The sequence below is a fragment of the Enterococcus sp. DIV1767 genome (genome assembly GCF_050542585.1).
GTDB classification, from domain to species: domain Bacteria; phylum Bacillota; class Bacilli; order Lactobacillales; family Enterococcaceae; genus Enterococcus_D; species Enterococcus_D innesii.
In genome coordinates, this window is record NZ_CP172936.1 from 166,858 (window position 1) to 185,851 (window position 18,994).

The window sequence follows — 18,994 nt, forward strand, 5'->3', positions numbered from 1 at the left end:
AATAAGATAAATTAACATAAAACTTGATTGAAAGCGTTTTTCTATATGTTAGAATCAAGGTGTAAATAAGCAAGGGAGGAACAAATATGGTACACGTAAATGATGTTTCGAAAGAGAGTTGGCTGTTAAATACGTTTCCAGAATGGGGAACCTATTTAAACGAGGAGATCGAAAATGAACTTGTGAAAGAAGGCACAGTTTCCATGTGGTGGCTAGGCTGTACGGGTATTTGGTTAAAGAGTGCGGAAGGAACCAACATTTTATGCGACCTTTGGTGCGGCACTGGCAAGCGCAGCCATGGTAATGGGCAAATGAAAAAAGGCCATCAAATGATGCGGATGAGTGGTGTACAGGAAATGCAGCCTAACTTACGGACGCAGCCCTTTGTGATCGATCCATTTGAAATCAAAGGAGTGGATGCGTTAGTGGTGACCCATATTCATTCCGATCATTTAGACATCAATACCGCAGCTGCAGTCCATCAAAATTGTCCAGAAGCAAAATTCGTCGGTCCCCATGAAGTCGTTGCAACTTGGTTGAAATGGGGAATACCAGAAGAAAAAACCATCGTGGTCAAACCAGGGGATGAAGTGATCATTGGGCAGGTGAAAATCGTCGCTTTAGAAGCATTCGATCGAACCGCTCTGATTACTTGTGAAGATCCGGATACCAGCTTGAAAGGAAAAATGCCACAGGACATGGATCGTATCGCAGTCAATTACTTGTTTGAGACTTCCGGTGGGGCGATTTATCACGCTGGAGATTCTCATTATTCGAATGTATTTGCCAAGCATGGAAATCAGTACAAGATCGATGTTTGCTTAGGTGCATATGGCGAAAACCCGCGGGGCATCACCGACAAGGTTACTTCAGTCGATATGTTGCGGATGGCAGAATCTCTCAATGCCAAAGTAGTGATACCTGTACACTATGATATCTGGTCCAATTTTATGGCTGATCCAAAGGAGATCACTGAGATTTGGAAGTTTAAAAAAGATCGTTTGAACTATGAGTTTAAACCGTACATTTGGCAAGTTGGCGGTAAATTCACCTACCCAACGAATAAAGATGATCTTGAATTTAATTTCTATCGCGGCTTCAAAGATGTATTTTCGGTCGATAATGATACGCCATTCCCTTCTTTCTTATAAAAGAAGGGGATGCTGCAAAAGCCAAATTTGAAAGGAGCAAAGGTAATGCTGCGTTATTTTTATGAAAATGAGTTGGTTGCGATCAATCATGAACAGCCCGAAGATTGGGAAGCCGCTATCTGGGCGAGTGGCGAAGGATTAAAGCAAAAGGCGTTGATCACGGATCAGTATATTGAAGATGTCATTCGGGATGTTCATCAATACGGTCCTTATATTGTGATCATTCCCAAAGTAGCCATGCCCCATTCTTCAGCAGAAAGCAAAGGCGTCTTAGGAACGGGGATCGGATTGACGATTTTTCCAGCCCCCGTTTCATTTCAAGATGATGACCCCGACAAAGAGGCGCAGTTGTTCTTTATGCTTGCTGCCAAAAACGCTGAAGCACATATGAACAATATCGCTAGTTTATCCGAGATGCTGATGGAAGATGGGCTGGTGGAAGATTTACTAGGTGTAAAAACGATGGCAGATTTTGAAGCGGTGATGGAGAAATATGACCAAAAAGAAAGCAGGGATTAGATGGAAATGGTAGGAGATTTCTTATTGAGATGCTGGGATTACTTTGCTCAGAATATTTTGATGCAGCCAGCTTTTTTGATCGGTTTTATTGTACTGATCGGTTACTTACTATTGAAACGGCCGTTTGTTGAATGTGTCGCAGGTTTCTTAAAAGCCACCGTTGGTTACTTGATTTTGACGATTGGCTCTGGTGGATTGGTCAATAATTTCCGTCCGATCCTGGTGGGGCTTAAGGAGCGTTTTGAATTAGATGCGATGGTCACTGACCCGTATTTTGGTCAAAATGCGATCACCGCCGGCATTGAAGAACGATTTGGACGCACCTTTGGTGACACGATGCTCTTATTATTGATTGCCTTTGTTTTTAATATCTTACTCGTTCGCTTCAAAAAATATACGAAGCTGCGGGCCGTCTTCACTACTGGAAATGTGCAAGTACAGCAAGCCGCAACGGCCTTTTGGCTGCTGCTATTCTGTTTCCCAGACTTGGGTCGAATCGAAGTCTTACTTGTCATGGGCTTGATCTTAGGCTGCTATTGGGCGGTTGGGTCCAATTTGACCGTTGGCATCTGTCAAGATTTGACGGAAGGTGCTGGTTTTGCGATTGCCCATCAACAGATGTTTGGTGTTTACTTCTTTGCACGACTTGCGGAACGGTTCAAAAAGAATAAGTCTAACCGAAAATTGGAGGATGTGGAACTACCGGGTTTTTTATCGGTCTTCAATGAAAACATGGTATCGACTTCGATTTTGATGCTCTTTTTCTTCGGTATCATTTTGTTAACGCTTGGACAAGATTATTTAATAACAGCAGGATTTATGGCAGAAGGACAAAGTTTCTTATTTTATATTTTACAAACATCACTAATGTTTGCCGTCTATTTAGCAATTCTTCAATTAGGTGTTCGCACCTTCGTTTCTGAATTAACCGAGTCATTCCAAGGAATCTCGAATACGATTTTACCAGGTGCTGTTCCAGGGATCGATATCGCCGCAACCTTTGCCTTTGGATCGCCAAATGCCGTGACGGTGGGCTTTTTATTCGGTGCATTAGGACAATTCTTAATGATTGCTTTACTGATTTTGTTCCGTTCACCAACGATCGTCATTGCTGGGTTTATCCCACTGTTCTTTGATAATGCAGCGATCGCCGTTTTTGCCAACAACCGCGGAGGCATCAAGGCGGCTTGTCTCTTCCCATTCTTATCAGGCATTATTCAGATCGGTGGTTCGGCCTTGATCGCTACTTGGGTAGGATTGTCTCAATATGGCGGCTATCTTGGGATGTTCGACTGGGCGACCGTCTGGCCATTCTTTACAGTATTGATGAAATTCTTAGGCATCATTGGTGTGGTTCTTGTAGTGGTGATCTTATTAGTGATTCCACAGTTGCAGTACCGCAGAGATCCAGAAGGGTATTTCTTGATCGTAGATGATTATGATGCGTATGTAGAAAAACAAAAATAATGAATTCTTAGGAGGAAAAGAAGATGAGAGTATTGGTATCTTGTGCAAATGGATCAGGAACAAGTTTGATGATGATGCGGAGTGTCGAAAAAGCTTTGAAGTCAGAAGGGATCACGATCACCTCTATTCATCATTGCGCGATTTCTGAAGGCAAAAGCACCGCCAAGAATTACGATGTGGTCTTTACGCCAATGAACTTTGTCAATATGTTCGATAAAGCCAAAGAAAAGGGCGTAACAGTGATCGGGGTCAGAAATGTGATGTCCCCCAAAGAAATTATTGAGCGGGTCAGAGAAGCGGGTCTTTCGAAGGAGTAGTGCATCAGGACGTGACAAGAACAAAAAGATGATCGAATAAAAGAGAGGGGAATTTCATGAGTATACCAAAACTGCAGATCGCTTGCGATCACTCCGATTTAGCTGGTGCACTGGCTGATATCAAAAAAGTCGGCGATGTGGTGGATATTATTGAAGCAGGGACTATTTTATTGTTGCAAGAAGGAGCACAGGTCCTACGCTGCTTCCGAGCAATGTATCCGGAAAAGTTGATCGTAGCAGACACAAAATGTGCCGATGCCGGTGGGACGGTCGCCAAAAACTGCCAGCAAGCTGGCGCGGATTATATGACCGTGATTTGCGCAGCAACGATCCCAACAATGAAGGCAGCGGCAAAAGAAATTGCTGAGATCCAAGTAGAATTATATGGTGACTGGACCTACCAGCAAGCACAGCAGTGGCTAGATGCCGGCATCTCACAAGCCATCTATCATCAAAGTCGTGACGCATTGTTAGCTGGTGAAACATGGGGAGAAAAAGATTTAACGAAAGTCCGTAAATTGATCGATATGGGTTTTCGAGTGTCAGTCACGGGAGGATTGAGCGTCGAGACGTTGGCTCTGTTTGCCGGCATTGATGTGTATACCTTTATCACAGGACGAGGCATTACTGCCGCTGACGATCCGCAACAAGCAGCAGTTGATTTCAAGCAAGAGATTTTACGGATTTGGGGGTAGTTTTCTATGAGTTTGATCGGTCTATATGAAAAAGCAACACCCAAAGCTCTCTCTTGGTCGGAACGATTGCAGTTTGTCAAAGACCGAGGTTTCGACTTCATTGAAATGTCCATCGATGAATCCGATGAGCGCTTGGCACGCCTAGAGTGGAACCAAGCACAGCGTAAAGAGATCGTCGAGGCAATCTATGCCTCGGGGATCAAAATCTTGTCTTTATGTCTCAGTGGACATCGGCGGTTTCCCTTCGGTTCGATCGATGAAAAAAAGCGCAAGCACGCGATGCATCTGATGGAAAAAGCCATCGACCTGGCTTCAGATTTGGGTATTCGCTGCATCCAATTAGCCGGATACGATGTGTACTATGAGGAAAAAAGTCTTTGTAGCCGAGAATGGTTCATTGCCAATCTAAAAGAAGCCGTCGCTAGGGCATCTGAAAAGGGAGTCGTTTTGTCACTAGAGATCATGGATGATCCGTTTCTAAATTCTATCTCAAAGTATTTACGGATCAAGGAGCAGATCCCTTCGCCCTATCTACAAGTCTATCCAGATGTCGGGAACCTGTCTGCCTGGCCAGAAAATGATGTCGGTTATGAATTAGAAAAAGGTATTTGCGAGATAACCCAGATTCATTTGAAAGATACATTGGCGGTTTCAGATAAGTTTCAAGGAAAGTTTAAAGAAGTACCGTTTGGTACTGGGTGTGTTGATTTTGATGGCTGCTTACGCACGCTGAAGCGGTTAAATTATAACGGTTCTTTTGTCATCGAGATGTGGAGTGAGACGAGCGCTGACCCGATTGGGGAGATCGAACAAGCCAAAGCATTTTTATTACCAAAACTAAAGGAGGTCGGATACCTTGATCAATCAGCTTCAATTGATGAAAGAGCGAGTTTATCAAGCCAATAAGAGACTGCCTGAGGAAGGGCTAGTAAAGCTGACTTGGGGAAATGTCAGTGAGATTGATCGAGATTTAGGGATCATCGTCATTAAACCCAGCGGTGTTGATTATCAGACGATGACGGTTGATTCAATGGTGGTTTGCGACTTAGCGGGAACACCGAAAGAGGCGAAGACGTTGAAGCCTTCCTCGGATATCAAAACCCATGCGCTATTGTATAAGCACTTCGAAGGCGTCAAAGCGATCGTTCATACGCATTCGACAAATGCGGTAAAATGGGCGCAAGCACAGCGAGACATTCCTGCATATGGAACGACGCATGCGGATACTTTTTATGGTAGTGTCCCTTGTACACGACCGTTACGGGCCTCTGAGGTAACGGCAGACTATGAAAAAGAAACCGGCAAAGTCATTGTCGAGACGTTTGAAAAGCGGGGATTAGATCCGCTTGCATGCCCAGCTGTCCTCACAGCGGGACACGGTCCTTTTACTTGGGGGCAATCTGCGGAACAAGCGGTCAGCACTAGTATTGTTTTAGAAGAGGTTGCACAAATGGCATTAGGTACCGAAGCTTTGACCTTGGATCGAACACCGATCGCTGATTATTTGCTGGATAAACATTATTTCCGCAAGCATGGCGAACATGCTTATTATGGACAATGATAACGTAAAAGCAGCCATTCCTAGCGATCAAGGAATGGCTGCTGTTCTATTCGTTTTCTTCAACGAGTGTTTTCACATAAAAGCGATCCATCGTGGTATGCTGTGCCGCCAATAGTGGCCGGGGCAATGCGCGATAGCTGGCTTTTTGATAGACATGCAAGGCTGCTTCTAAAGAATGATGGGATTCTAAATAGAGTTGCCGATAGCCTAGTTCAAAAGCTTTGGCCTCGATTTTCGCCAGCAGAGGATAGCTGAGACGCTGCCCTTTGGCAGCATCACTGAGATAAAATTTTTGCAGCTCGGCGATTTGCCCTTCTGAATCATAAGCGGCAAGACCACCGCCACCTAAAAGGGTCCCTGATTCATCGGTGACGACAAAATAATGGCGGCTAGCAGGATCTGCTGCATAAAATTCACTTAAGTGGTCTAACTCGGGATCAAAATAGGCAGTTCCTGGAACCGCCAACTGGTGGTCGGTCAAGCTTTTGCGAATGATAGCGGCTAAGGGCGCATCATCTTGAGATTGGATCGGACGAAATATCGGCTTCATTCAGTTCCTCCTTAACGTAAAAGTAAATGAATAGCTATAGTGTACCACAGCATCGAGGTAGTGTTTAGTGATGATAAGAAAAGCCATCCTCGCAATGGCGCCCCTCTTTAATAAGAAAACCGCCCCCTCGTTGCCAGGCTCCTAATGTGAAAAGGAGTATGGCGCAACGAGGGGGCGGTTTTTGTGTTCGTCATGGAAGCAGTAATTAGAGCGTTTCACCATTAGAGGCGATCACTTGCTGGTACCACGCAAAGGAATCTTTTTTCAAACGATTCAAGGTTCCTTTGCCGGTATTGTCTTTGTCGACATAGATCATGCCATAGCGTTTTTCCATTTCGCCGCTGCCGAAGCTGACGATGTCAATGATCCCCCAAGGCGTATAGCCTAATAGCGGTACACCATCTTCAACCACCGCTTTTTCCATCTGTTCGATATGCTCTTTCAGGTAAGTGATGCGGTAGTCATCATGGACTTGCTGTTCATCGGTTAATTGATCGTAAGCACCAAAGCCATTTTCTACGATAAATAGCGGCAAGTCATAGCGTTGATAGATCGTATTTAACACATAGCGCAACCCGACTGGATCGATAGGCCAGCCCCAATCAGAAGCACTAATATAAGGATTCCTCACGATTTTTGCTCCCGGGATATCCTCAGTTGGTGTGCCAGCCACTTCATCAAGGGTTGAGATCGTTCCTGACATGTAATAGCTGAACCCAATATAATCAACGGTTCCCCCTTTTAATAGCGCTTGTTCCTCGGGCGTGATCTCAATCGTGATGCCTTTTTTTGCCCAATATTTTTGCACATAGGTTGGGATCTTGCCTCGTACGTGGACGTCGCTGTAAAAATAGCGCCGTTCATTGGCTTTGACGGATGCCATCAAATCAGCGGGTGCGCAAGAGTAGGGGTAGACCGGGACATAGGCCATCATACAGCCAATCTGAAACTCTGGATTGATTTTTTTGCCTTCGATCACGGCTGCCGCACTGGCAATCAACTCATTGACGCCCGCTTGAAAGACGAGTGCTTCTTTTTGACTGTCATCCTCGATGATCATGGCAGAATTGGTCCAAACGTGCAGCGGCTCTTGCCCATCTGCTTGATTATTGATCTCATTGAAAGTCATCCAATACGTCACTTTGTCACGATACCGTTGAAAGACAGTCTTAGCGAATTTGACAAAGAGGGGAATCACTTCTTTGTTAGCAAACCCACCAAATTCTTCATAGAGGGCGTAGGGCATTTCAAAGTGGGACAAAGTGATCACGGGTTCGATGCCATTTGCCTGCAATTCGTCGAAAAGATCATCATAGTATTGGAGACCGGCTTCATTTGGTTCTTCTTCTGTTCCAGTTGGATAGATCCGGCTCCAAGAAATCGATGTCCGTAGACATTTCAAGCCCAGTTCTTTGAATAACTGGATATCTTCTTTGTAGCGGTGATAAAAGTCAATGGCTTCATGGTTCGGGTAATATTCCCCTTCAATGACGCCTTTGGTGATTTTACGGGGAATACCGTTGCCGCCGGCAGTCATGACATCGGCGGTACTCATTCCACGACCAGCAACATTCCAAGCGCCTTCCGCTTGATGGGCAGCGATCGCGCCGCCCCATAAAAAATCTTTTGGCATTTTTGCGGACATAAATTTCATTCCTCCTCGACTCATTCGTTTGCTTATAATTCTACTTTTTGGGAACGGTTAGAGGCGATCACGAATGGCAAATAGATCAAGACCGAAATCGCAAGACAAACGACACCGACAACCGCAGCGATCGCATTTCCTCCAGTTCCTAAAAAGAGATTAATGATTCCGGGGGTCGTCCATGGTACCCCAATCGCTGGGGTCGGTATGATCGGCCAGATAACGGTGACAAAATAACCCACCAAAATATTGACCATTGGCGTTAAAATAAACGGAATGATCATGATTGGATTCAAGACGATCGGCAGACCGAAGATCATCGGTTCATTGATTTGGAAAATTCCTGGAACTAAGGACATTTTAGCGATCTCACGTTGTTCGGGACGTTTTGAGGCGATAAAAATCGCAATGATCAAGCCCAATGTCATACCAGTACCGCCCATATTTGCGAACATATCATTTAAAACGCCCCAAGTTTCTTTGTAAGGAACATCCCACAAGGAGCCGCCCTGGTTGATAAAATCTAGGTTAGCTAGGTCCTGTTCGGTAAAAATCGCTGAACGAACCGCATTCAAAGTATTTGGTCCATGGATCCCGATCGCAAACAACGTAGTTTGCAAGAACGCCAAGATCAAGACACCGACGACATTGCCCCCCAGATCCCGCAATGGACTTTGGATCCCATTGTAAATCAGTTCATTGATGCCTTCCGGTGCAATCATTAAAACTAAGAAATTGATCAAAGCAGTGACTGCCACGATGATCACGATCGGAATCATGCCAGAAAAGGAACGGGAAACAGCTGGTGGTACCATTTCAGGCATTTTGATCTGCAATCGTTTGACCTTGAAAAGCTTCGGTAAGAATTCACCGACCAAACAAGCCACGATCATAGCTACGAACAACCCTTGGGCGCCTAAATATTGTGTAGAGATCACATTGACATCATCTACTGCAAAGGAGGTCGGGTACAAGATCATAAAGGCAGCGACACTTGTCAAACCAACTAGCGTAGCATCTGCTTGGAAATGCTTGGCTAAAAGCTGAGCAACAAGAAACGCAATGAATAAACTCATGATGTTGATGGTCCCGTTCGCCACGGAAGCTAGGACTTGCTGAGCACTTTCCAGATTAGGGAAAAGCCGATTCAGTTGAAATAATTGCACGATGAAACTCTCATTGGAAAATAAAATATTGTTGACCAAAATAACGAGAGAAGAAGCGATGGTCAGTGGGAAAATCAGCATGAACGCATCCCGGATCGCTGCTACGTGGCGTTGATTGTTCAACTTTGTTGCGATTGGTACCAACGAGCGGTCTAACAGGTCATTGAATTTTTGCATAATAATAACACCTTTCCTTAATTGATGCCATCATTATAGCGAATGAAAGCGGCTAAAAGTAAGCGGATACGGATTCCGTACATATCTCTCAAGAAATGAAAAAAATTCCGCAGCCGGAACACAGTGTTACAAAAAAGATGGTTCAGTAAACTGAACCATCAAGGGTTGGAACGATAATCTTGCAAATAGCCGATCAGTGTTTCTAAAATCGCTACTGAAGGCAATTGACTAGTCAAATCAAGAAAGATGTCTTTGCGTTCCTCTTTGATCGCATACTCGATCGAATAATCGCACAGGCGTGCCAACGTACTTTCCCGATTGGGGGTAATGCAATATTTTTGCACGATTGCCTGATTCTCTAAGCCAGTAATGACTTCGATCAGTTCTTTGGTTTCACCAGAGACACTCAGAAAAACCAAAACATTTTTTTGATCTTTTCGCAAAAAGCTTTTGATCGGGTAGGTCAGCTCATCAATGCTGATACTAAAGTAACCGAGACTGGCTAGCTTGCGGGCAACGTATTGCGCGATCGCACCGGATGCCCCCATCCCCATAAATAAGATCAAATCGGCATCCCGCATCGCTTCGGCAAGTTTTCGTATTTGGTATTCCGCATCAGGGTGGAAGATCTGCATATTCAAGCCTTTGATGCGCGCTTCTAAACCTAAGTGTTCAGGATGCGCGTCAAAATGGGCTTTTTCTAAATGATTTTTGATATAGAAGCGAAATTCTGGAAACGACTGAAAGCCGACTTTTTGAATAAAACGAAAGACCGAAGTCGAAGAGACATGAGCATCATCGGCAATGTCGCGCACACGCATATATGGGATCTTTTCTAAGTGATTGACGATAAAACGGTAGATTTCTTGTTCTACCGCAGAGAGCTTGTTCAAGTTTAATTGTTCAAAAAGCGCCATGCTGGTTCCTCGCTGTCCTAGATAATCAATTTACACCAGTATAGCATATCCGAACTTTTAACGGTGCAGCTGTTGGTGGATCTGATAGACTGCGCCGATCAAGCCGGCATCGTTTTTTAGCTTCGCTGGACGAACAGGCGCGATAGTTTGTCCGCGCAAATAATTGATCGCTTCATGCCGTGTTTCCGTGATCGTTAAGCGAGCCTGCAGGCGTTCCCAGAAATAAGGATTGGCACTGATGCCGCCGCCGATCAATACCAATTCTGGGTCAAAACAGCTAATCAAATTGATCAGTCCTACAGATAAATCCGTTAGAAATTGGTCCGTCAGCTTCAGCGCCAACGCTTCGCCTTGCTGCGCGCGGTCAAAAATCTCTTTGGCGTCTTGGGTGGGTTCAAAGCCAGGAACTGCTGCGCCAGCTAAATTGTAGAGGCGAATCAAGCCGCCCACGACGGCAGTTTTTTTATTGATGGAACTTTCCTCGATATTGCCTTCTTCTGGTAGCTGATCAATCACCATCCAGCCAAATTCACCAGCCATGCCATGAGCACCTCGGTAGACTTGGTTATTGATCACGATCCCACCGCCTACACCAGTGCCTAGGACAAGACACAAATAGTTGGCAGCCTCTTGCGCATTGCCGATCCATTTTTCAGCAATCGCTGCTGCATTGGCATCATTTTCCACCGCCACAGGCAATCCTGTACGCGCTTCCAAGACTGCTTTAAAATTTTCACCATACAACGATTTGATAGCGCCCGCCGTTAACATAAACCCGTCTTTTTGAACGATCCCTGGGGCACTGATCCCAATGCCATCAATCGTGTGGCGGCTCTGGGCATCTTCGATAATCGTGAGTAGATCCTGATAAAACTGCGCTGGCTCATAACTTGTGGGGATCGCTGATTTTTCAAGGATCACGCCGGTTTCATCTAAAACCCCATATTTAATACTTGTTCCGCCAATATCAAATCCTACGTACATTCTTCTTCCTCACCTTCTAAAACATTGTTGCCTTAAGTGTACCATCTGGCAGGAGGAATTTTTTTCTTTTTTCAGCTATTTTTTGCCTGCCGTTTCCGCTGCATCCAAATAAAACAAAATGTCACTTTTGCCTTCCTGATTGGTGCCTTTGTATACCTCCGTATCCAGACCTCCGATGCGAAAGCCTGCCCGCAAGTAGAACAGACAGGCAGAAGGATTGTTGTCCTGCGCTTGCGTGTAGATGCCGCGATAGCCCTTGGCAAGGGCCGCTTTCAGTGCCTGTTGGATCAGCAGTTGACCGACTCCTTGCTGGCGGTAGTCTGTGTTGACTTTTAAGTCATAGAGGTACAGATACTTGAAAAAAGCGTCTTGAACGATTGCTAAGCCGATGCATTTTCCATCATCATAAGCACCGATAAACAGACTGTTTCGGCTCATTTCATCATAGCAATAATTTTCATCTGGGAAACGCATCGTCTGAATGTCTTCAGGTGCAAATTTACAGATTGTGTACTGCCAGTTGCCCTCATTATAAGTCGGCAGCATTTTCCCCCATAAGGAGAAGGGTTCGTTTTTTAAGCGGATGTCAGCTTGGTGTTCTTGATCGATCAGTTTGATTTCTAGCATGAGGCACCTCGTTATCTTTTATAAAAGCAGTTGTTTGGTTTGATGCGGTTGTGAGCAGTGTATATGTCAATGTTTCGCTACTAGGGGAACATTCCCATGTACTTGTTAGCAATTTCAAAGCAGAATTCAATCGATATCGTTAAGGTATAGGCGTTTCGATTTTACAAATACCCATAATAAAGAATCTGATGATTGGCATATTGCTGGTAGTCTTTTAAGCAGCGGATGGCTTGGCTATAATCTTCTGCTCGGAGATGGTCGATATAAGCTTGGAAAAATTGAACCGTCGACAGTGTTTTTTTAGGCGAATTTTTAGGATTTGCCATTTTTTTATAGATTGAGGCACTAATGACACGGCTGCTCAACCATTGGTAGGTGCTGACCAGCAGATCATTGGGGCTGGCCGCCATAATCGCCATGTAGACTTCTGGCATCTTGTTCATATAATTGACGTAATCCATCTGCTGTCGGTACGTTTTGGCTTCATTCAGCAGCTGTTGAATGTCGTCAATTGCAAAACTCCCCAAGCCATCAGCAACCTGCTCAGTAGTTAAAATCAGCCAATTGACACAGATTTGCGTGATATCGGCCAGTTCTTTGATTGAAGCTTCCCGCAAAACGACCCCGCGGTTTTTCTTATAAGTGACCAATTTTTCGTGTTCCAGCTGTTTTAAAGCAGAGCGGATCGGGCTGCGGCTATAGCCGGTCGTTTTGGACAAAGAAGCTTCCGAAAATGCTTCGCCGACTTTGATATTTCCTGTGAGGATCTCACTTTTTATTTTTTTATAGACAATGGTTTCGATGGTTTCTTCCAACGTCGTTTCCTCCATTTGTGGGTTTACAAGACCTTTACGTAGTTTTTACCCGTTCTTGATGACGCCTTTGTTTCAATCAAAGTATACTACATATTGTTAGTAGTATACTACTAAACAAAACGAAAAGTGAGGATTTTTTATTATGAATAAAAAACAGTGGGCTTTGGTTGGTCTCATTCACATTTTTGCACTAGGCATGCTGGCAGGCTGCGGGAAATCAGCAGCATCGGCGGATGCTAAGGATGGACAGTCAGTTGATAAACTGACGATCGTTCAAATACAAGATGAAACAAATCCAGACTCTGGTCAGAAAAATGAGCAGTTCCGTTCAGACATGTCAGAGGCGTTAGGAATTGAAGTGGAAGAATTAGAAGGTGCTGACTATTCAGTCGGGATCGAAGCCTTGAAAGCAGGGAAGCTGGATGTTTTACTGGTTAGTCCAATGAGTTATTATCAAGCCAAAAAAATCGCAGGGGCAGAACCACTAGTGACAACGACTTCAATGGGCCAAGAAGAATACAAAACGCTTTTCGTTGTTGGAAAAGACGATACCACGACGCAGTCATTGGCTGATTTAAAAGGAAAAAGCTTTGCCTTTGTTGATCCTGCTTCTTCTTCTGGCTATATGTACCCCAAGGCGAAATTAGTCAAAGAGTTGTCATTAGATCCGAATCAATTAGAAAATCCCGGCTACTTTTTTGATACTGTCGCCTATTCAGGCAAGCACGATTCCAGTTTGATGGGGGTAGCCAAAGGAGATTACGATGCCGCAGCAGTGGCTGGACAAGTCATCACCTCACTCGTAGATGCTGGGATGATCCAAGAAGACGATATCCGAGTGATTGGAGAAACAGAGACGATCCCGAATGCCCTCTTCGTCGTTCGCTCCGATTTGCCAGCAGAAACCAAAGCGGCATTGAAAGACTTTTACCTTACCTATGAAAACGAAGAGTATTTTGAGACCTTCTATGGCAGCAAAGAGGTTCGTTTTACCGAAGCAAAAGATGAAGATTATGAAGTGGTACAAGAAATGGTCGAGATCCTTAACTTAGAGGAGGAATAGTCATGGCGAATAACTTATTAGAAATCAAGCAGTTGAGTAAAACCTATGATGGAAAAAAATACGCGTTGTCGCAAATTGATCTGACGGTGGCAGAAGGGGAATTTATCGTCGTGATCGGTCCATCGGGTGCTGGGAAATCGACCTTTATCCGCTCAATCAACCGCATGATCGAACCTTCTGAGGGGCAAGTGATCTTTGCGGGGACGGACATCACCCGTGCGAAGAAAAAGCAGCTGCGACAGATTCGTTCAGAAATCGGCATGATTTTTCAACATTACAATCTGATTGGCCGTACCAATGTGCTTAAGAATGTCCTGCATGGGCGCTTAGGGAAAATTCCTTTTCGCAAAACGGCTTTCGGGCTGTATCCTGAAAAAGACAAACAAGAGGCGGTCCAACTATTAGAAAAAGTCGGTCTACAAGAGCAGATGTACCAGCGAGCCAATGCGTTGTCTGGAGGACAGATGCAACGAGTTGGTATATGCCGCGCCATCATGCAGCAGCCGAAGCTGATCTTGGCGGATGAACCGATCGCTTCTTTAGACCCTAACGCTGCGAAAGTCGTCATGAAACAGTTGCAAGAGATCACCCAAGAACGCCAGATCACCTGCATCGTCAATTTGCATCAAGTTGATTTTGCCAGGGCATATGCCACTCGGATCATCGGTGTCAAAGAAGGGAAGATCGTCTTTGACGGAAAGCCCCAAGAATTGACAGAAGCGATGATCGCACATATCTATCAAGGAAAAGAAGAACAGCAGAGGTTAACGCAAGCAACGATTCCCGTAGGAAAGGAGCAGTTGACCTATGGAGAAGCCTAGATTCGTGATTCCGTTGAGGGTTGAGTCAAACAAAGGACGAGTCTTGAACGGCTTGTTGGTAGTAGTAGCTGTCCTATTGTCGTTTGCCTATTTGCAAATCAATGTGGTGGAAGCCTTTCGGTCACTTCCAGCATTCGTGGGATTTTTTGTGCAAAACTTTTTCCCAGCAAATTTTGCAAATATCCGTAGTTACTTGCCTTTGGTGGCAGAGACCGTCTTGTTTGCGATCGTTGGCACCTATCTCTCGGCTTTTTTGGCTTTTGTCTGCGGGTTGCTGATGTCAGAGCAGACAAATCCCTATCCTTTCGTGCGGACGAGCGTCCGCATGGTGATCTCTTTTCTGAGAAATATCCCAGTACTGGTTTGGGCATCGCTGTTCGTTTATATTTTCGGCATTGGGAATATGGTGGGGCTATTGGCATTGACCGTTGCGACCTTAGGTTTTCTGGCTCGTTCTTATGCGGATTCGATCGATGAGATCGGCAGCAGTAAATTAGAAGCGCTGCGAGCAGCAGGCGCCTCTTATTGGCAGATTCTTTTTCATGGATTGATTCCTGAATTTATTCCTTCTTGGATCAATTGGACCTTGTTTTCTTTCGAAATCAATATTCGTGCGTCTTCCATTTTAGGAATGGTAGGGGCAGGAGGAATGGGGATCATGATTCAGACCAATATTCGTTTATTTAAATACCGCGAAGCGTTTGCCCTAATTATTCTTTTAGTTTTGCTGGTGCTATTGACTGAATTTACAGTCAATCAGCTTAGGAAACGAATTGCCTGATTGAAGGAGGAAGCGATGACAACAAAAATTGCATTATCTACGAAAAAAGAACGACTGCTGACTTTAGGCACGATTTGTGGCCTCGTCTTGTTGCTGATCACAAGTGTGGCTTTGCTGGACTTGGAGGTCGCGCGCTTTTTAAGCCGTTGGCAAGATGCTGGGACGATTTTGGCAAAATTTATGACCCTCGACTTTTCAAAAATCATTCCAGCGTTGGGCCAATTGTTTGTTTCCTTGTGTATGGCGATCTGCGGTTTATTTATCGGGTTGCTCATTGCACTGGTATTAAGCTTTCTCGGAGCTGCCAACACCACACCGCATCTTTTCCTTTCAATGTTTATCAAAGGGAGTGTAGCGGTAGTACGGGCCGTTCCAGCCCTTGTGTGGATCTTGATCGTGGTGGCTAGTTTAGGATTTGGGAATACCTCGGGGGTTTTAGGACTGGTTTTCCCGACGGTGGGGTATTTAACAAAATCCTTTATCAGTTCGATCGAAGAACAAGACGCGGCAATCATTGAAACGATGCAAGCCACCGGTGCCGGCTGGCTGCAAATGATTACAGAAGGCCTGCTGCCTAACTTGAGCAGCCGCTTTCTAGCCTGGACGTCGATTCGTCTAGAAGGCAATATCGCTGAATCGATCTCACTCGGAATGGTAGGCGCCGGTGGAATCGGCATGCTCTTGACGCGGGCGATCGGTCAATACAACTATGGTGAAATTTCGATGTTGATTTTGCTGATCTTTTTCATGATGATCAGTGTCGAATTAGGGATCGGACAAGTCAAAAAACGAATGAGATAAGGAGACGATCAAGAATGTACACACGATTGCCATTAAAAGGAACCTATAATACAAGAGATTTAGGCGGTTATGCCGCAAAAGACGGAGCAACTGCCTGGAAGCGTTTCTTAAGAAGCGACAGCCTAGCCAATCTACATCCAGAAGATATCGCTTTTTTACAAAGGTATCAGCTGACGACCATCATTGATCTACGGACGACCTTAGAGATCGAAAAGGAGCCAACACCTGTGATCGACGGTGTGGAGAACTGGCCGATCTCCTTGATTTCAGAAACGATGGGGGATGTGACCCAACTGGAGCAGCCGCTGATTTTCAATATGGCGGAGCTGTATATCCAGATGATTGAAGACCGCAAAGAGCAAATCAAGCAGATCATGGAAACGATGGCGGCTGCCGAAGGTTGTGTGTTATTTCATTGTGCGGCGGGCAAAGATCGGACGGGTGTGATCGCTATGCTGCTGCTTCAACTGGCAGATGTAGAAAAAGCCGATATCATTGCCAACTATCAAACGACGCACACCTATTTAGCTGCTAACCCGCTGGTAGCTCAGCAAGTCCAAACAATCACGAATGAGATGTGGCTGTCAGCACCTGAGTATCTGTTGCCCGTTTTAACGTATCTTGAAGAAACCTATACCGATGCGTATCATTATTTGCGGACGATTGGTGTCGCGCAAGAGACCCTCGTTCATTTGCAAAGCAAGCTGATCGATGTGGCAGTGACGGTTTAAGGACACGAACAAACGGAACATCTAAGTGAGGGACCACCGCTTCTTTTTAAAAAGTGGTCCCTTTTTGTCTTAGTCACAATGACCGACGGAAAAATACGTCTTAAGTTTGATTATATTTATCGCTTGTTTTTTTATACTGAAGGTAGATAGAAAAAACGGAGGATAATCACTTGAAGAAAGCAATTAGTATGATCCTGCTCGTGTTAACGATCGGGACCGTCACATTGGTTACATGGTCTTATTTTACGAAAGATGATTCCGGCGAACTGGTTCAGCTGGTGGATCGTTTCAATCCTTTCGTACCGGAGAAAAAGGTTTATGTCAAAACATCAGACGAATACGGCGTGCCGCAAGAACACGATGCCTATGAATATACGCAAGAAGGAATCAATGAAGATGGACACAAAATAAAAATCACGTTTTGGGCACCACAAAAATTAAAAGAAAATGCCTACCTAGAGCTTGATGCAAAAGGTAAACATGTGGAGTCGTATCAAGAGGTGACTGAGCAGGATCTCCCTGACGCTATCAAAGACGAGTTGCTTGCGACCCATTGATCATCGAGCCTGCTTGAAAAAACGGACAGAAAGTCATTTCCCACAAGTCGGGAGATGGCTTTTTTTAGTGCCTTCGCCTAAAGAAAAGCTCGCCAATATTTGATTTAGGTGAAAAAGATTAGAGGAAGATAGAATTTTCAGAAAAAATAGATAATTTTTTCAATTCTTAGTTGCAATAGAAGAAACGTCTGGTATTCTCTATGAGGTAGTTAAAAAAAATCATTCATATAATTAAAAATAATTACGGTGGGAGAACCACTATGTATGAAGGATCAACGGTTTTCGAGGAGGAACGTATGACAGAAAAAAATCAATTAAAAAAACAGATGAAAACCAGACACATCACTATGTTGGCACTAGGTGGCGCAATCGGTGCCGGCATATTCAAAGGCAGTGGGGAAGCGATCCAGTTAGCGGGGCCTGCGGTCTTGCTGGCGTTTATTTTTTGCGGGCTGATCTTATTTGTCGTTATGACAGGGCTGGGTCAGTTGGTCTTATCTGACCAAAAACAACATGGTCTTTCGGGCTTAGTCCAGCCGTATCTCGGCGTGCATACAGCTGATTTCATTGATTGGATCTACTGGTCGATGTGGATGATCAACATCATCGCCGAAGCAGTTGCCGCCGCAAGCTTTTTGCAGTTGTGGTTTCCCAATATTCCAGCTTGGATCTTTGTTTTGATTTTGGCACTACTCACGACCATCATCAATTTGTTTTCGGTCCGCTTGTTTGCAGAAACGGAATACTGGCTTTCGTGGGCCAAAATCAGTGTGGTGATCGCGCTGATCTTGGTGGGTCTCTATCTGGTTGCCACGCAAGTTTTAGATCTGGGCTTTTTACCGACGATGAGACAAATGACAGACTATGGTGGTTTTGCCCCTCATGGTCTCAAAGGATTTATCAATTCGTTATTGGTCGTAATCTATTCGTACGGCGGTTCTGAATTAGTAGCCATTACGATCAGTGAAGCGGAAAATCCCAAAAAAGCGATCCCGCAAGCAATCAAAGGAGTAATGACTCGGATTGCCGCTTTTTACATCATTCCCTTGTTTCTTTTACTGATCATTTATCCGTGGAATCAATTAGCAGATCCAAATGTCAGTCCCTTTGTAATGGTGTTTCAAAAAATCCATGTGCCTTTTGCTTCCGACATCGTTAATTTAGTGATCATTTTGGCTTTGTTTTCCTCCATCAATTCTGGGGTCTATGCTTCTTCAAGAACGTTGTTTTTCCGGTTAAGCAACAATGGCCAGAAAAAAAGCCGCTTCACGATGCTGAATAAAAACAGTGTGCCCCAACGAGCGATCATGTTTTGTAGCGGCACCTTATATCTTGGGGTCGTTCTTTCTTACTTCTTAGGCGACAAACTCTTCAATTATCTGGCAGGCTCCCTGTCGTATACTGTATTACTGATTTGGTTGTTGATCAGTGTGGCGGCGTTTGTTTTGGTACGCAAGCAGAAGAAAATGGGATATACGATTTTCTTGAGTGGGGCGATCCTTGCTCTGATTTTGCTGTTTGTCGGTATTTTGATCACTAACCCATTGGCGGTCACTGGCTTCACCGCACTATTGTATACGATCATTTTTCTTAGTTTTTATTGGAACCATCGAAAAATTGAGAAAACCAGTGAAAAAAGTTGAAGAAAC

The 18,994-nt window shown here is 44.6% G+C and carries 21 protein-coding genes; 14 read left to right on the forward strand and 7 right to left on the reverse strand.

Annotation, left to right across the window (positions count from 1 at the left end; all coding sequences use genetic code 11):
• The first annotated feature begins 86 nt into the window (after window positions 1-86).
• From ulaG to araD, 7 genes are read left to right on the forward strand one after another with little or no spacing between them, the layout of a single operon-like run.
• A complete protein-coding gene (ulaG, locus tag IGI78_RS00780; RefSeq protein ID WP_195265563.1) occupies window positions 87-1,151 on the forward strand; it encodes an L-ascorbate 6-phosphate lactonase in 1,065 nt (354 codons plus the stop codon).
• Between the two features lie 45 nt (window positions 1,152-1,196).
• Window positions 1,197-1,670 carry a PTS sugar transporter subunit IIA gene (locus IGI78_RS00785; protein WP_081117734.1) on the forward strand — a complete coding sequence of 158 codons (474 nt, stop codon included), beginning with the start codon at window positions 1,197-1,199 and terminating at the stop codon, window positions 1,668-1,670.
• Window positions 1,671-3,137, forward strand: coding sequence for a PTS ascorbate transporter subunit IIC (locus IGI78_RS00790; RefSeq protein WP_142426415.1), 1,467 nt, complete (start codon window positions 1,671-1,673; stop codon window positions 3,135-3,137).
• A 23-nt stretch (window positions 3,138-3,160) separates the two neighbouring features.
• Window positions 3,161-3,454 carry a PTS sugar transporter subunit IIB gene (locus IGI78_RS00795; protein WP_008376531.1) on the forward strand — a complete coding sequence of 98 codons (294 nt, stop codon included), beginning with the start codon at window positions 3,161-3,163 and terminating at the stop codon, window positions 3,452-3,454.
• A 56-nt stretch (window positions 3,455-3,510) separates the two neighbouring features.
• Window positions 3,511-4,149, forward strand: a complete 639-nt coding sequence (locus IGI78_RS00800) for a 3-keto-L-gulonate-6-phosphate decarboxylase UlaD (protein ID WP_010748564.1) — start codon at window positions 3,511-3,513, stop codon at window positions 4,147-4,149.
• 6 nt (window positions 4,150-4,155) lie between these two features.
• Complete coding sequence (locus IGI78_RS00805) at window positions 4,156-5,055, forward strand: L-ribulose-5-phosphate 3-epimerase (protein WP_142426416.1); 900 nt, start codon at window positions 4,156-4,158, stop codon at window positions 5,053-5,055.
• Window positions 5,027-5,710: an L-ribulose-5-phosphate 4-epimerase AraD gene (gene araD, locus IGI78_RS00810; protein ID WP_140965243.1), complete on the forward strand. Its 684-nt coding sequence runs from the start codon at window positions 5,027-5,029 to the stop codon at window positions 5,708-5,710. Before IGI78_RS00805 ends, araD begins: the two co-directional genes overlap by 29 nt.
• Window positions 5,711-5,756: 46 nt before the next feature.
• Here araD and IGI78_RS00815 read toward each other — a convergent pair whose 3' ends face one another.
• The 7 genes from IGI78_RS00815 to IGI78_RS00845 all read right to left on the reverse strand — a co-directional run bounded on the left by IGI78_RS00815 (window position 5,757) and on the right by IGI78_RS00845 (window position 12,591).
• Window positions 5,757-6,260 carry a GNAT family N-acetyltransferase gene (locus IGI78_RS00815; protein ID WP_195265559.1) on the reverse strand — a complete coding sequence of 168 codons (504 nt, stop codon included), beginning with the start codon at window positions 6,258-6,260 and terminating at the stop codon, window positions 5,757-5,759.
• Window positions 6,261-6,465: 205 nt separating this feature from the next.
• Complete coding sequence (locus IGI78_RS00820) at window positions 6,466-7,905, reverse strand: 6-phospho-beta-glucosidase (RefSeq protein ID WP_279612815.1); 1,440 nt, start codon at window positions 7,903-7,905, stop codon at window positions 6,466-6,468.
• 32 nt (window positions 7,906-7,937) lie between these two features.
• A complete protein-coding gene (locus IGI78_RS00825) occupies window positions 7,938-9,248 on the reverse strand; it encodes a PTS sugar transporter subunit IIC (protein ID WP_140965210.1) in 1,311 nt (436 codons plus the stop codon).
• Between the two features lie 158 nt (window positions 9,249-9,406).
• A complete protein-coding gene (locus IGI78_RS00830) occupies window positions 9,407-10,165 on the reverse strand; it encodes a MurR/RpiR family transcriptional regulator (protein WP_081117684.1) in 759 nt (252 codons plus the stop codon).
• A gap of 57 nt (window positions 10,166-10,222) precedes the next feature.
• Window positions 10,223-11,149, reverse strand: coding sequence for an ROK family protein (locus IGI78_RS00835; protein WP_081117685.1), 927 nt, complete (start codon window positions 11,147-11,149; stop codon window positions 10,223-10,225).
• Window positions 11,150-11,224: 75 nt separating this feature from the next.
• A complete protein-coding gene (locus tag IGI78_RS00840) occupies window positions 11,225-11,776 on the reverse strand; it encodes a GNAT family N-acetyltransferase (protein ID WP_195265556.1) in 552 nt (183 codons plus the stop codon).
• A gap of 161 nt (window positions 11,777-11,937) precedes the next feature.
• Window positions 11,938-12,591: a GntR family transcriptional regulator gene (locus IGI78_RS00845; RefSeq protein ID WP_195265554.1), complete on the reverse strand. Its 654-nt coding sequence runs from the start codon at window positions 12,589-12,591 to the stop codon at window positions 11,938-11,940.
• Between the two features lie 142 nt (window positions 12,592-12,733).
• On the opposite strand from IGI78_RS00845, the gene IGI78_RS00850 reads away from it, so the two are divergent.
• The 7 genes from IGI78_RS00850 to IGI78_RS00880 all read left to right on the forward strand — a co-directional run bounded on the left by IGI78_RS00850 (window position 12,734) and on the right by IGI78_RS00880 (window position 18,988).
• Window positions 12,734-13,654, forward strand: coding sequence for a phosphate/phosphite/phosphonate ABC transporter substrate-binding protein (locus tag IGI78_RS00850; protein WP_015508762.1), 921 nt, complete (start codon window positions 12,734-12,736; stop codon window positions 13,652-13,654).
• Window positions 13,655-13,656: 2 nt separating this feature from the next.
• Window positions 13,657-14,475, forward strand: a complete 819-nt coding sequence (gene phnC / locus IGI78_RS00855; RefSeq protein ID WP_140965206.1) for a phosphonate ABC transporter ATP-binding protein — start codon at window positions 13,657-13,659, stop codon at window positions 14,473-14,475.
• Complete coding sequence (phnE, locus tag IGI78_RS00860) at window positions 14,462-15,256, forward strand: phosphonate ABC transporter, permease protein PhnE (RefSeq protein WP_195265552.1); 795 nt, start codon at window positions 14,462-14,464, stop codon at window positions 15,254-15,256. Before phnC ends, phnE begins: the two co-directional genes overlap by 14 nt.
• 15 nt (window positions 15,257-15,271) lie before the next feature.
• Entirely contained in the window at window positions 15,272-16,057 is a 786-nt protein-coding gene (locus IGI78_RS00865) for a PhnE/PtxC family ABC transporter permease (RefSeq protein ID WP_195265550.1), read from the forward strand.
• A 14-nt stretch (window positions 16,058-16,071) separates the two neighbouring features.
• Window positions 16,072-16,788, forward strand: a complete 717-nt coding sequence (locus IGI78_RS00870; protein ID WP_195265548.1) for a tyrosine-protein phosphatase — start codon at window positions 16,072-16,074, stop codon at window positions 16,786-16,788.
• A gap of 188 nt (window positions 16,789-16,976) precedes the next feature.
• Window positions 16,977-17,345, forward strand: coding sequence for a YxeA family protein (locus tag IGI78_RS00875; RefSeq protein ID WP_195265685.1), 369 nt, complete (start codon window positions 16,977-16,979; stop codon window positions 17,343-17,345).
• A gap of 296 nt (window positions 17,346-17,641) precedes the next feature.
• Entirely contained in the window at window positions 17,642-18,988 is a 1,347-nt protein-coding gene (locus tag IGI78_RS00880; protein ID WP_195265546.1) for an amino acid permease, read from the forward strand.
• Window positions 18,989-18,994 lie beyond the last annotated feature (6 nt).

What these genes read in the sequence shown, in the direction of transcription:
- ulaG (WP_195265563.1), top strand. Translation starts at nt 87, where the DNA reads ATGGTACACGTAAATGATGTTTCGAAAGAGAGTTGGCTGTTAAATACG.
- IGI78_RS00785 (WP_081117734.1), top strand. Translation starts at nt 1,197, where the DNA reads ATGCTGCGTTATTTTTATGAAAATGAGTTGGTTGCGATCAATCATGAA.
- IGI78_RS00790 (WP_142426415.1), top strand. Translation starts at nt 1,671, where the DNA reads ATGGAAATGGTAGGAGATTTCTTATTGAGATGCTGGGATTACTTTGCT.
- IGI78_RS00795 (WP_008376531.1), top strand. Translation starts at nt 3,161, where the DNA reads ATGAGAGTATTGGTATCTTGTGCAAATGGATCAGGAACAAGTTTGATG.
- IGI78_RS00800 (WP_010748564.1), top strand. Translation starts at nt 3,511, where the DNA reads ATGAGTATACCAAAACTGCAGATCGCTTGCGATCACTCCGATTTAGCT.
- IGI78_RS00805 (WP_142426416.1), top strand. Translation starts at nt 4,156, where the DNA reads ATGAGTTTGATCGGTCTATATGAAAAAGCAACACCCAAAGCTCTCTCT.
- araD (WP_140965243.1), top strand. Translation starts at nt 5,027, where the DNA reads ATGAAAGAGCGAGTTTATCAAGCCAATAAGAGACTGCCTGAGGAAGGG.
- IGI78_RS00815 (WP_195265559.1), bottom strand. Translation starts at nt 6,260, where the DNA reads ATGAAGCCGATATTTCGTCCGATCCAATCTCAAGATGATGCGCCCTTA.
- IGI78_RS00820 (WP_279612815.1), bottom strand. Translation starts at nt 7,905, where the DNA reads ATGTCCGCAAAAATGCCAAAAGATTTTTTATGGGGCGGCGCGATCGCT.
- IGI78_RS00825 (WP_140965210.1), bottom strand. Translation starts at nt 9,248, where the DNA reads ATGCAAAAATTCAATGACCTGTTAGACCGCTCGTTGGTACCAATCGCA.
- IGI78_RS00830 (WP_081117684.1), bottom strand. Translation starts at nt 10,165, where the DNA reads ATGGCGCTTTTTGAACAATTAAACTTGAACAAGCTCTCTGCGGTAGAA.
- IGI78_RS00835 (WP_081117685.1), bottom strand. Translation starts at nt 11,149, where the DNA reads ATGTACGTAGGATTTGATATTGGCGGAACAAGTATTAAATATGGGGTT.
- IGI78_RS00840 (WP_195265556.1), bottom strand. Translation starts at nt 11,776, where the DNA reads ATGCTAGAAATCAAACTGATCGATCAAGAACACCAAGCTGACATCCGC.
- IGI78_RS00850 (WP_015508762.1), top strand. Translation starts at nt 12,734, where the DNA reads ATGAATAAAAAACAGTGGGCTTTGGTTGGTCTCATTCACATTTTTGCA.
- phnC (WP_140965206.1), top strand. Translation starts at nt 13,657, where the DNA reads ATGGCGAATAACTTATTAGAAATCAAGCAGTTGAGTAAAACCTATGAT.
- phnE (WP_195265552.1), top strand. Translation starts at nt 14,462, where the DNA reads ATGGAGAAGCCTAGATTCGTGATTCCGTTGAGGGTTGAGTCAAACAAA.
- IGI78_RS00865 (WP_195265550.1), top strand. Translation starts at nt 15,272, where the DNA reads ATGACAACAAAAATTGCATTATCTACGAAAAAAGAACGACTGCTGACT.
- IGI78_RS00870 (WP_195265548.1), top strand. Translation starts at nt 16,072, where the DNA reads ATGTACACACGATTGCCATTAAAAGGAACCTATAATACAAGAGATTTA.
- IGI78_RS00875 (WP_195265685.1), top strand. Translation starts at nt 16,977, where the DNA reads ATGATCCTGCTCGTGTTAACGATCGGGACCGTCACATTGGTTACATGG.
- IGI78_RS00880 (WP_195265546.1), top strand. Translation starts at nt 17,642, where the DNA reads ATGACAGAAAAAAATCAATTAAAAAAACAGATGAAAACCAGACACATC.